General features: G+C 70.8%; 10 protein-coding genes. 7 read left to right on the top strand and 3 right to left on the bottom strand.

The window, feature by feature from the left end; all coding sequences use genetic code 11:
- The 3 genes from C1I95_RS27025 to C1I95_RS27015 all read right to left on the bottom strand — a co-directional run.
- Nucleotides 1-1339 (bottom strand): NAD(P)/FAD-dependent oxidoreductase (locus C1I95_RS27025; protein WP_111217942.1); only part of this gene is annotated, 1339 nt, incomplete at its 3' end.
- A 67-nt stretch (nucleotides 1340-1406) separates the two neighbouring features.
- Nucleotides 1407-2753 (bottom strand): aspartate aminotransferase family protein, encoded by a 1347-nt coding sequence (locus C1I95_RS27020; RefSeq protein ID WP_111217941.1) that lies wholly within the window; start codon nucleotides 2751-2753, stop codon nucleotides 1407-1409.
- A gap of 413 nt (nucleotides 2754-3166) precedes the next feature.
- Nucleotides 3167-3679 (bottom strand): Lrp/AsnC family transcriptional regulator, encoded by a 513-nt coding sequence (locus C1I95_RS27015; protein WP_111217939.1) that lies wholly within the window; start codon nucleotides 3677-3679, stop codon nucleotides 3167-3169.
- Nucleotides 3680-3885: 206 nt separating this feature from the next.
- Between C1I95_RS27015 and C1I95_RS27010 the strand changes: the two genes are divergently transcribed.
- From C1I95_RS27010 to speB, 7 genes are all read left to right on the top strand, one after another.
- The gene (locus C1I95_RS27010; RefSeq protein WP_111217937.1) at nucleotides 3886-5070 is read left to right on the top strand and encodes a polyamine ABC transporter substrate-binding protein; all 1185 of its coding nucleotides are present in this window, start codon (nucleotides 3886-3888) and stop codon (nucleotides 5068-5070) included.
- The gene (locus C1I95_RS27005) at nucleotides 5070-6224 is read left to right on the top strand and encodes an ABC transporter ATP-binding protein (protein WP_111217944.1); all 1155 of its coding nucleotides are present in this window, start codon (nucleotides 5070-5072) and stop codon (nucleotides 6222-6224) included. Before C1I95_RS27010 ends, C1I95_RS27005 begins: the two co-directional genes overlap by 1 nt.
- The gene (locus C1I95_RS27000; RefSeq protein WP_111217935.1) at nucleotides 6221-7135 is read left to right on the top strand and encodes an ABC transporter permease; all 915 of its coding nucleotides are present in this window, start codon (nucleotides 6221-6223) and stop codon (nucleotides 7133-7135) included. Before C1I95_RS27005 ends, C1I95_RS27000 begins: the two co-directional genes overlap by 4 nt.
- Nucleotides 7132-7971, top strand: coding sequence for an ABC transporter permease (locus C1I95_RS26995; RefSeq protein ID WP_233513907.1), 840 nt, complete (start codon nucleotides 7132-7134; stop codon nucleotides 7969-7971). Before C1I95_RS27000 ends, C1I95_RS26995 begins: the two co-directional genes overlap by 4 nt.
- Nucleotides 7968-9386 (top strand): NAD(P)/FAD-dependent oxidoreductase, encoded by a 1419-nt coding sequence (locus C1I95_RS26990; RefSeq protein ID WP_111217933.1) that lies wholly within the window; start codon nucleotides 7968-7970, stop codon nucleotides 9384-9386. Before C1I95_RS26995 ends, C1I95_RS26990 begins: the two co-directional genes overlap by 4 nt.
- Complete coding sequence (locus tag C1I95_RS26985; RefSeq protein ID WP_111217931.1) at nucleotides 9386-10588, top strand: saccharopine dehydrogenase family protein; 1203 nt, start codon at nucleotides 9386-9388, stop codon at nucleotides 10586-10588. The genes C1I95_RS26990 and C1I95_RS26985 overlap by 1 nt, the downstream gene beginning before the upstream one ends.
- 1 nt (nucleotide 10589) lies before the next feature.
- Nucleotides 10590-11574 (top strand): agmatinase (gene speB / locus C1I95_RS26980; protein ID WP_111217930.1); only part of this gene is annotated, 985 nt, incomplete at its 3' end.

Below are 11574 nucleotides of genomic sequence, written 5' to 3'. Positions count from 1 at the left end.
GGGAGGGGCGGCCGGTGCGGTTCTCCGCCTCGTCGGCGGCGAACATCACCTTGAGGCCGGCGTTGACCGCCAGCCAGCGCAGCGGCTCCGGCTCCCAGCGTGGCGAACGATGGTTGACCCACGGCAGCCGGGTCAGCTCGGTCTGCTCGCCCCGGATCAGGTCGGCCAGGGTGCGTCCGGCCAGGTTGCTGGTGCCGACACCGTCGCCCACGTACCCACCGGCCCAGGCCAGCCCGGCGCCCCGCTGGTAGCCGACCGACGCGGCCCAGTCCCGGGCCACCCCGAGCGGCCCGCCCCAGGTGTGTGACACCGGCACGTCCGGGCCGAGCACCGGGAACAGTTCGCCGAGCGTCCGGCGCAGCGCGGCGAAGACCCGTGGCTCCCGGTCGTAGCCCGGCAGGATCCGCGATCCGAAGTGGTACGGCGCACCCCGCCCGCCGAACGCGAGCCGGCCGTCGGCGGTGCGCTGGCCGTAGATGATGACGTGCCGGTGGTCGGAGAAGGTCTCCCGCTCGGCGAGGCCGATCTGCTCCCAGGTCTCCGCCGACAGCGGCTCGGTCGCCACCATCAGCGAGTAGACCGGTGCGATGGCGCGACGGTGCCCAGGCAGCCCCGGGGTGTACCCCTCGGTGGCCCGGACCACCACCGGAGCGCGGACCGCGCCCGCGGGGGTCACCGCCGCCCCGGACCGGATCGCCGTCACCGGAGTCCGCTCGTGGATGGTCACGCCCCGGCGTTCGACCGCCCGCGCCAGGCCGCGTACCAGCCGGGCCGGATGCACGGCCGCGCAGTGCGGGGTGTACGTGGCGGCGCGTACCCCGTCGGCGGCGCATCGGGCCACGGCCTCGTCCGGGCCGAGCAGGGTCAGATCCTCCGGCCCGAACCCAAACTCCCGCGCCTCCGCCACCGCCGCGCGGGCCCGCTTCACCTGCGGCTCGCTGCGGGCCAGCACCACCGTGCCGCCGTACGACCAGTGGCAGTCGATGCCCTCGGCCGCGACCACCCGGCCGATCTCGCGCACGGTGTCGTGCATGGCGCATTGCATGGCGATCGCGGCGTCCCGGCCGTGCTGGCGGGCCAGCGCCGGCAGGGACGTGGGCAGCAGCGCCGAACACCAGCCGCCGTTACGCCCGGAGGCACCGAACCCGGCCACCTGACGTTCCAGGACGACGATCCGCAGCGTCGGGTCGGCCTCCGCGAGGTAGTACGCCGTCCAGAGCCCGGTGTATCCGGCGCCGACGATCACCACGTCGGCCTCGGTGTCGCCGGCCAGCGCCGGACGCGGGGTCAGCGGCTCGTCCACAGTGGACAGCCAGTACGACAGATCCTGGTAGCGCACGGTCGCTCCTGACGGTGCCGGCCGGGCCGCGCCGCGCTTGGCGGTCGGGCCCGGCCGGAGGTGGATGCTAGAGCCGGGACCACGCCTCGGTGAGCACGGCCCGCAGGATCTGCTCGATCTCGTCGAAATGCTGCTGCCCGGCGATCAGCGGCGGGGCGAGCTGCACCACGGGGTCGCCCCGGTCGTCGGCCCGGCAGTAGAGCCCGGCGGAGAAGAGCGCGCTGGACAGGAAGCCGCGCAGCAGCCGCTCGGACTCGGCCTCGTCGAAGGTCTCCCGGGTGGCCTTGTCCTTGACCAGTTCGATGCCGTAGAAGTAGCCGTCACCCCGGACGTCGCCGACGATCGGCAGGTCGTTCAGCTTTTCCAGGGTGGCGCGGAACGCCGCCTCGTTGGCCCGTACGTGCCCGACCAGGTCCTCGCGGGCGAAGACCTCCAGGTTCGCCAGGGCCACCGCGCAGGAGACCGGGTGACCGCCGAAGGTCACCCCGTGGGCGAACATGCCGGTCTCGGTCAGGAACGGCTCCATCAGCCGATCGCTGGCGATCATGGCGCCGAGCGGCGCGTAGCCCGAGGTGATGCCCTTGGCGGTGGTGATGATGTCCGGCTGGTAGCCGTAGCGGACGGCACCGAAGTACTCGCCGAGCCGGCCCCACGAGCAGATCACCTCGTCGCTGACCAGCAGTACGTCGTACTCGTCGCAGATCTCCCGGACCCGCTCGAAGTACCCGGGCGGAGGCGGGAAGCAACCGCCGGAGTTCTGCACCGGCTCCAGGAAGACCGCCGCGACGGTTTCCGGCCCCTCCCGCTCGATGGCGCGGCCGATCTCCTCAGCGGCCCAGCGGCCGAACGCCACCGGGTCGTCGCCGTGCTCTGGGGCGCGGTAGAAGTTGGTGTTCGGCACCTTGATGCCGCCCGGCACCAGCGGCTCGAAGTCGCTCTTGATACCGGGCAGGCCGGTGATCGACAGGGCACCCATCGAGGTGCCGTGGTAGGCGATGTACCGACTGACCACCTTGTGCTTGGTCGGCTTGCCGGTGCGCTTGAAGTACGCCCGGGCCAGCTTCCAGGCCGCCTCGACCGCCTCCGAACCGCCGGTGGTGAAGAACACCCGGTTCAGGTCGCCGGGGGTGAGCGCCGAGATCCGCTCGGCCAACTCCACCGCGGTCGGGTGGGCGTACGACCAGAGCGGGAAGTAGGCCAGCTCACCGGCCTGCTTGGCGGCGGCCTCGGCCAGCTCGGTGCGGCCGTGGCCGGCGTTGACGACGAAGAGCCCGGCGAGCCCGTCCAGGTAGCGCCGGCCCTGCGCGTCCCAGACGTACGCGCCCTCGCCGCGGACGATGGTCGGCACCTCGCCGGCGGAGTAGCTCGCCATCCGGGTGAAATGCATCCAGAGGTGGTCGGTGGCGTTGGCCATGTCAGCCCCATCGGGTCTCGGGCCGGTCAGGGGTCACCGGCCGCTCTGCCCACGGTTATCCCACAGTCCGACACCGAAAGGCAAGTGCGATCGGTTGACAAAGCGCCTCGATGCAACGGATTCAGCGTGCCGTAGTGCCTTGCGCAACGGAATTCGTACCACGCCACTCGGCCCGCCGGCGCTCCCTTCCAGGCCCCGTCCGCCCGGTCGGGGTGACCCCTGCGCTGCCTTTGCTCTGCTTCAACCGGCGCATCGCTTGCGGGTGGGAATCGATGCGTCAGTTGAAGCAGAGCAAAGGGGTGAGGGCGGGTCGGCGCCTGGCGAGCCCGGTCCGCGGGCGGACGTGGCGCGCCCCGACGGCGTGGCCGGATTCGCCCAAGATTCACGTTCGCGAGGGGGCGCCCGGCGTGGCGTCAGGCGGTGCCCCAGGTGTAGGTCTGTTTGCGCAGCTTGAGGTAGACGAACGCCTCGGTGGAGAGCACGCCGGAGACCGCGCGCAGCCGTTGCAGGATCTCCAGCAGGTGCTCGTCGTTGCGGCAGACCACCTCGGCCAGCAGGTCGAAGGAACCGGCGGTGATCACCACGTAGTCGACCTCCTCCAGGGCGGCGATCCGGTCGGCCACCGCCTCCAGGTCGCCGTCGGTACGCAGGCCGATCATGGCCTGCCGGGGAAATCCCAGCTGGAGCGGGTCGGTAACCGCGACGATCTGCATCACCCCGGCGTCGAGCAGGCGCTGCACGCGCTGGCGTACCGCCGCCTCGGAGAGCCCCACCGCCTTGCCGATGGTCGCGTACGGTCGGCGCCCGTCCTCCTGCAACTGCTCGATGATCTGCTTGGCGACGTCGTCGAGGAGGGCGTGGCTGGCACCTTCGCGCACGCTGACCCGGCGCCCACCGTTGCCGTTGTCCTGCTGCCGGTTCGTCATCGACCGCTCCCCATGTCCATCACCGGGCTGAGCCTAATGCCATCGGGCAGTCTGGCGTAATTCGTCGTCCAGGGCTATTCCAGCAACGGAATCCCTTGTGAGAGAGGTCTCCTCATGTCAGGATCAGTCGTCCATCGCCATTGACCCTCCCGCCGGCGCGCCCATCCCCGTCCCGCCGCCGACGATGACCCCTTAGGAGTCGTCACATGCGTAGTGCCTTTCGGCCCCTCACCCGGCGCGGTCTGCTCACCGGCACCCTCGGCTCGGCCGCACTGCTGGCCGCCGGTGGCACCCTCGCCGGCTGCGGTACCAAGGGTGCCCAGCAGACCGAGGCGGGCTGTGTCAGCGAGGACCTTTCCGGCACGGAGAAGAAACTGGCCTTCTCCAACTGGCCGCAGTACATGGACGTGGACGAGGACAACAACGCCAAGCGGCCCTCTCTCGACGGTTTTGTCAGCAAAACCGGCATCCAGGTGACCTACACCGAGGACGTCAACGACAACAACGAGTTCTTCGGCAAGGTGCAGAACCAGCTCGCCGCGTGTCAGAGCACCGGGCGGGACGTCATGGTGCTGACCGACTGGATGGCCGCCCGGATGATCCGGCTGGGCTGGCTCCAGAAGCTCGACAAGGCGAAGCTGCCCAACGTCGAGGCCAACCTGCTGCCGTCGCTGCGTAACCGCCCCTTCGACGTCGACAACCACCTCGCCGTCCCGTGGCAGTCCGGCCTGGCCGGCCTCGCGTACAACGGCCGGGTCACCTCGGAGATCCGCACCGTCGACGAGCTGCTCACCCGCCCCGACCTCAAGGGCAAGGTGACCGCGCTGACCGAGATGCGCGACACCATGGGGCTGCTGTTGATGTCCAACGGTCACAACCCGTCCGACTTCACCGCCAACCAGTTCGACGACGCGCTCAACAAGCTCAAGAAGGCGGTCAGCTCCGGGCAGATCCGTCGGTTCACCGGTAACGACTACGCCCCGGACCTGGCCAAGGGGGACATCGCGGCGTGCATCGGCTGGTCCGGTGACATCGTCCAGCTCGGCTTCGACGACGAGCAGATCAAGTTCGTGGTCCCGGAGTCCGGCGCGACGCTCTGGTCGGACAACATGCTCGTGCCGAACCGGGCCACCCACAAGGCCAACGCCGAAGAATTGATCAACTACTACTACGACCCGGCGGTCGCCGCCCAACTCGCCGCGTACGTCAACTACATCTGCCCCGTCCAGGGCGCGCAGGCGGAGATGGAAAAGATCGACCCGGAACTCGCCGCCAACCCGCTGATCTTCCCGGACGAGGCGATGCTCTCCAAGGCCCGGGTCTTCATGGCCCTGGACGAGAAGCAGGAGCGCGAGTACGAGACCAAGTTCCAGCAGGTTATCGGAGCGTGATGATGGCGCGGGAAACTCCGGCCGGCGACTTGCGGCTGGCCAACCTCACCAAGACGTTCGGCGCTTTCACCGCCGTGGACGACCTCAGTTTGACGATTCCGCAGGGCTCGTTCTTCGCCCTGCTCGGCGCGTCCGGCTGCGGTAAGACGACCACACTGCGGATGATCGCCGGGCTCGAGGAGCCGACCAGCGGGCAGGTGCTGCTCGGGGACCGGGACATCGCCCGGCTGCGTCCATACAAGCGGCCGGTCAACACGGTGTTCCAGAGCTACGCGCTCTTCCCGCACCTGGACATCTTCGAGAACGTGGCCTTCGGGCTGCGCCGGCGCGGCATCCGCTCAGTCGACCAGCAGGTCCGGCAGATGCTCTCGCTGGTGCAGCTCGACGGCTACGAGCGGCGGCGTCCCGCTCAGCTCTCCGGCGGGCAGCAGCAGCGGGTCGCGCTGGCCCGGGCGCTGATCAACCACCCGCAGGTGCTGCTGCTCGACGAGCCACTCGGCGCGCTGGATCTCAAGTTGCGCCGCCAGATGCAGATCGAACTCAAGCGGATCCAGACCGAGGTCGGCATCACCTTCGTGCACGTCACCCACGACCAGGAAGAGGCCATGACGATGGCCGACACGGTCGCGGTGATGAACGCCGGGCGGATCGAGCAACTCGGCCCGCCCGCCGAGATCTACGAGTTCCCGGCCACCGCGTTCGTGGCCAACTTCCTCGGCCAGTCCAACCTGATCGCCGGCGAGGTCACCGGCGGCAACGGAAACGACATCCTGGTCACCGCCCACGGCGGACGCTTCTCGGTGCCGGCCGCCCGGGCCCGCACCAACCGGGGTCCGGTGCACCTCGGGGTACGCCCCGAGAAGCTGCACCTGGTGGCCGGGGCCGGCCAGGTGCCCGCGGGCTGCCAGTACCTGGAAGGGACGATCAGTGACGCCTCCTACGTCGGGGTGAGCACCCAGTACCTGCTGCGTACCGGCTGGGGCACCGAGGTGAGCGTCTTCGTCGCCAACAGCGGCGCCCAGCAGCGGTTCGTGCCGGGCAACCGGGCGGTCGCGTACTGGGACCCGCGGCATGCCTTCCTGCTCGGCCGCCGAGCCGGCGACGACGACCGCACCACCCCGGTCCTCGACGAGCCGGTGGGTGCGTCCTCGTGAGCGCATTGGCTCACGTGCCCACCGGTTCCGGACAGTCGGCATCGCCGCCGCCGGCTGCCCGCCCGGGGCGGCACCGGTTGCTGCCGTACCTGCTGTTGCTGCCCGGCGCGGCCTGGCTGTTCCTCTTCTTCGCCGTGCCGCTGCTGCAACTCGCCGCCGCCAGCCTCTACGACCCCGACGGCTCGCTCTCCACCGGGTACGCGCTGACCTGGGCGTTCGGCAACTACCCGACGGCGTTGCAGGCGTACTGGCCGCAGTTCGGCCGGTCGTTCCTGTACGCCGGCATCGCGCTGGTGCTGGCGCTGCTGATGGGCTACCCGCTGGCGTACGCGATCGCGCAGAAGGCCGGCCGGTGGAAGAACCTCCTGCTGGTCTGTGTGATCGCGCCGATGTTCACCAGCTTCCTGGTGCGCACGCTGGCCTGGAAGACCATCCTGTCGGACAACGGCTGGCTGGTCGGGCTGCTGCGCGACGTGCACCTGCTCGGCCCGGACGGGCGGCTGCTGGCCACCCCGGTCGCGGTGGTGCTCGGCCTGACGTACAACTTCCTGCCGTTCCTGGTGCTGCCGTTGTACGCGAGCCTGGAGCGGCTCGACTACCGGCTGCTGGAAGCGTCCAGCGACCTGTACGCCAGCCCGCTGAAGACGTTCCGGCGGGTCACCCTGCCGGTGTCGATGCCCGGCCTGATCGCCGGCACCCTGCTGTTCTTCATCCCGGCGACCGGCGACTACATCAACGCGGAGCTGCTCGGCACCCCGAACCAGTACATGATCGGTAACGTCATCGACTCGGCGTTCCTGGTCCGGCTGGACTATCCGCAGGGCGCGGCGCTGTCGTTCCTGCTGATGTCGGCGATCCTCGCGGTGGTCTTCGTCTATCTGCGCCGAGCCGGCACGGAGGAAGTGCTGTGAAACTCTCCCGCTGGTTCGCCGAGCACTGGGTGATGGGCGTCGCGCTGCTGGTCCTCGGCTACCTGTTCCTGCCGATCGCCGTGGTCGCCGCGCTGTCGTTCAACCGCCCCTCCAGCCGGCTGTCGTACGACTTCAACGAGTTCACCCTCGACAACTGGCGCAACCCCTGCGCCACCTCGGACATGTGTGATGCGGTGCTGCGCAGTGTGCAGATCGGCTTCATCTCCACGGTGGCGGCCACCGCGCTCGGCACGCTGATGGCGTTTGCGCTGGTCCGGCACCGGTTCCGCGGCAGGTCCGGGCTCAACGTGCTGATCTTCCTGCCGATGGCGACGCCGGAGCTGGTGATGGGCACCTCGCTGCTCGCCCTCTTCGTCGCCGGTGGGGTGCCGCTGGGCTTCTGGACCATCGTCATCGCGCATGTGATGTTCTGCGTGTCGTTCGTGGTGGTCACGGTCAAGGCGCGGCTGGCCGGGATGGACCGGCGGCTGGAGGAGGCCGCGATGGACCTCTACGCCAGCGAGTGGCAGACGTTCCGGCGGATCACCCTGCCGCTGGTGCTGCCCGGCATCGTGGCCGCCGCCCTGCTGGCGTTCTCGCTCAGCTTCGACGACTTCATCATCACGAACTTCAACTCCGGTACCACCGTGACGTTCCCGATGTACGTCTGGGGTGCCGCCCAGCGGGGCATCCCGCCGCAGGTCAACGTCATCGGTACGGCCATGTTCCTGGTCGCGCTGCTGCTGGTGCTGGCCAGCTCGCTGCGCGGCCGGCAGGCCCGCCGGGCAGCGGTGACCGCGGCCGTGCCGAGCCCTCGGGCGAGCACCCGGTCATGACCCTGCCGCATCCCGGCCGGTCGCTCGCCGACGCGGCGCGCGTGCCGTACTGGCTCGACCGGCCGGAGCGTCCCGATCCACTGCCGCCGCTGTCCGGCGTGACCGAGGCCGACCTGCTGGTGGTCGGCGGCGGCTACAGCGGCCTCTGGGCCGCCCTGCTGGCCAAGCAGGCCGACCCCGGGCGGGACGTGCTGCTGGTCGAGGCGGGCACGTGCGGCTGGGCGGCGTCCGGGCGCAACGGCGGGTTCTGCGCCGCCTCGCTGACCCACGGGCTGGCCAACGGGGCGCAGCGGTTCCCCGACGAGATCGACCTGCTGGACCGGCTCGGCCGGGAGAACCTCGACGCCATCGGGGCGACCGTCGCGAAGCTCGGCATCGACTGCGACTTCGAGCGCGCCGGCGAGCTGTCCGTGGCGGTCGAGCCGTACCAGCTCGACGGGCTGGCCGAGGACGTCGCGCTGGCCCGTCGGTACGGCCACGACGTCACCCTGCTCGACGCCGACGAGGTGCGCGCCGAGGTGGACTCGCCGACGTACCTCGGTGGGCTGTGGGACCGCGACCGGGTGGCGATGCTCGACCCGGCGCGGCTGGCCTGGGGGCTGCGCCGGGCCTGCCTCGACCTCGGCGTGCGGATCCACGAGCACACCCGGGTCACCGGGCTGCGTCCCGGCGGCGGGGCCTTGCACGCGCGCACCCTCGGCGCCGACGGCGTCCCCGGTGCGGTACGCGCGGGTCGGGTGGTGCTGGCCACCAACGCGTTCCCGCCGCTGCTGCGCCGGCTGCGCGCCTGGATCGTGCCGGTGTACGGCTACGCGCTGATGACCGAGCCGCTGACGCCCGAGCAGCGCGACGCCGTCGGGTGGCGTAACCGGCAGGGGCTGGCGGACAGCGGCAACCAGTTCCACTACTACCGGATCACCGGCGACGGCCGGATCCTGTTCGGCGGCTACGACGCCGTCTACCACTACGGCAACCGGATGGCGCCCGCGCTGGAACAGCGGGAGCAGACCTTCACGGCGCTGGCCAGCCACTTCTTCACCACCTTCCCGCAGTTGGCCGACGTTCGGTTCAGCCACCGGTGGGGCGGGGTGATCGACACCTGCACCCGGTTCTGCCCGTTCTTCGGCACCGCGTACGCCGGCCGGTTGGCGTACGCGGCCGGGTACACCGGGCTCGGCGTCGGCGCGACCCGGTTCGGTGCCCGGGTGATGCTCGACCTGCTCGACGGCGCGGACACCCCGCTGACCCGGCTCGGCCTGGTCCGCGGCAAGCCGCTGCCGTTCCCACCGGAGCCGGCCCGCGCGGCCGGCATCCAGCTCACCCGCTGGTCCCTGGCCCGCGCCGACGCGCGGCAGGGACGGCGCAACGTTTGGCTCCGTACGCTCGATCGGTTTGGTTTGGGGTTCGATTCCTGATGCGCATCCTTCTCGTCGGCGCCGGTGGCGTCGGCTCCGCTGTCGTCGCCATCGCGGCCCGACGCACGTTCTTCGAGACCATGGTGGTCGCCGACTACGACGCCGGTCGGGCGTCGCGGGCGGTCGCCGGCCGGGACGCCCGGTTCGTCGCCGCCCAGGTCGACGCCGCGTCGGCGGACGCGGTCGCGGCGCTCTGCCGGGAGCACCGGATCACCCACGTGCTCAACGCGGTCGACCCGCGGTTCGTCATGCCGATCTTCGACGGTGCGTACGCGGCCGGCGCGGACTACCTGGACATGGCGATGTCGCTGTCCCACCCGCACCCCGACCACCCGCACGCGGAGACCGGCGTGAAGCTCGGCGACGAGCAGTTCGCGGTGGCCGGTCAGTGGGAGGCCGCCGGCCGGCTGGCGCTGTGCGGCATCGGCGTCGAGCCCGGTCTGTCGGACGTCTTCGCCCGGTACGCCGCCGACGAACTGTTCCGCGAGATCGACGAGATCGGGGTGCGCGACGGGGCGAACCTGACCGTGGACGGCTACGACTTCGCGCCGTCATTCTCGATCTGGACCACCATCGAGGAGTGCCTGAACCCGCCGGTGGTCTGGGAGGCCGGCCGGGGCTGGTTCACCACCGAGCCGTTCAGCGAGCCGGAGGTGTTCCACTTCCCCGAGGGCATCGGGCCGGTCGAGTGCGTCAACGTCGAACATGAAGAGGTGCTGCTGATCCCGCGCTGGGTGCCGGCGAAGCGGGTCACCTTCAAGTACGGCCTCGGCGACGAGTTCATCGAGGTGCTCAAGACGCTGCACAAGCTCGGCCTGGACTCGACGGCGCCGGTGACGGTGAAGGGCGTCGAGGTCTCGCCGCGCGACGTGGTGGCCGCCTGCCTGCCCGACCCGGCCACCCTCGGCGACCGGATGCGCGGCAAGACCTGCGCGGGCACGTACGTGACCGGCGTCGGGAAGGACGGCGCGCCGCGGAAGGTCTACCTCTACCACGTGGTCGACAACGAATGGTCGATGCGCGAGTACGGCCACCAGGCGGTGGTCTGGCAGACCGCGGTGAACCCGGTCGTCGCCCTGGAACTGCTGGCCACCGGCGCCTGGTCGGGCGTCGGGGTGCTCGGCCCGGAGGCGCTGCCGCCGAAGCCGTTCCTGGACCTGCTGACCGGCTACGGCTCACCCTGGGGGATGGAGGAACGGTGAGATGACCCGCTACGGCCCGATGTTCGGTCCCGACGTCACGTTCCTCGGCGTGCCGCCGTGCACGCTCGAGGAGCCGGTGACCTATGCGGACGCCGACGTGGTCATCGTCGGGGCCCCGTTCGACGGCGGCACCTCGCACCGGCCCGGCACCCGGTTCGGCCCGTCGGCCATCCGGCAGGCCTGCTACCTGCCGCACGACGGCTCCCGACCGTCCCTCGCGCTGCGCGTCGACGCCCTGCGCGACCTGCGGGTGTACGACGCCGGTGACGTGGAGATGTTCTCCGGCGACATCGAGCGGTCGCTGGGCGCGCTGGAGTCCGCCGTGTACGCGGTCTCCTCGGCAGGGGCGATCCCGGTGGTGCTCGGTGGCGACCACTCCATCGCGCTGTCCGACGCCACCGGGGTGGCCCGCCAGCACGGCTTCGGCCGGGTGTCACTGGTGCACTTCGACGCGCACGCCGACACCGGGGACATCGAGTTCGGCTCGCTGCACGGGCACGGCCAGCCGATGCGCCGGCTCATCGAGTCCGGCGCGGTACGCGGCGACCGGTTCCTCCAGATCGGCCTGCGCGGCTACTGGCCGGGGCCGGAGACGCTGTCCTGGATGGCCGAGCAGCGGATGCGCTCGTACGAGATGACCGAGATCGTGGCCCGGGGCCTGGATTCCTGTCTCACCGAGGCGTTCGAGATCGCGACCGACGAGTGCGAGGGCGTGTTCCTCTCCGTCGACGTGGACGTGGTCGACCCGGGTATGGCACCCGGCACCGGCACGCCCGAGCCGGGCGGCTTCACCTCCCGGCAACTGCTCGACGCGGTCCGCCGGGTCTGCTACGAACTCCCGGTGGTCGGGGTGGACGTGGTCGAGGTCGCCCCGCCCTACGACCACGCCGACATCACCGCCTACCTCGGCAACCGCGTCGTCCTGGAGGCGCTGTCCGCCATCGCCCGCCGCCGCCGCGACACCACCGCCGGCACCCCCTGGAACC

The sequence above is a fragment of the Micromonospora craterilacus genome (genome assembly GCF_003236315.1).
GTDB classification, from domain to species: domain Bacteria; phylum Actinomycetota; class Actinomycetes; order Mycobacteriales; family Micromonosporaceae; genus Micromonospora; species Micromonospora craterilacus.
The sequence above is the reverse complement of the archived record's forward strand: the minus strand, read 5'-3'. Positions and strand labels throughout refer to the sequence as shown.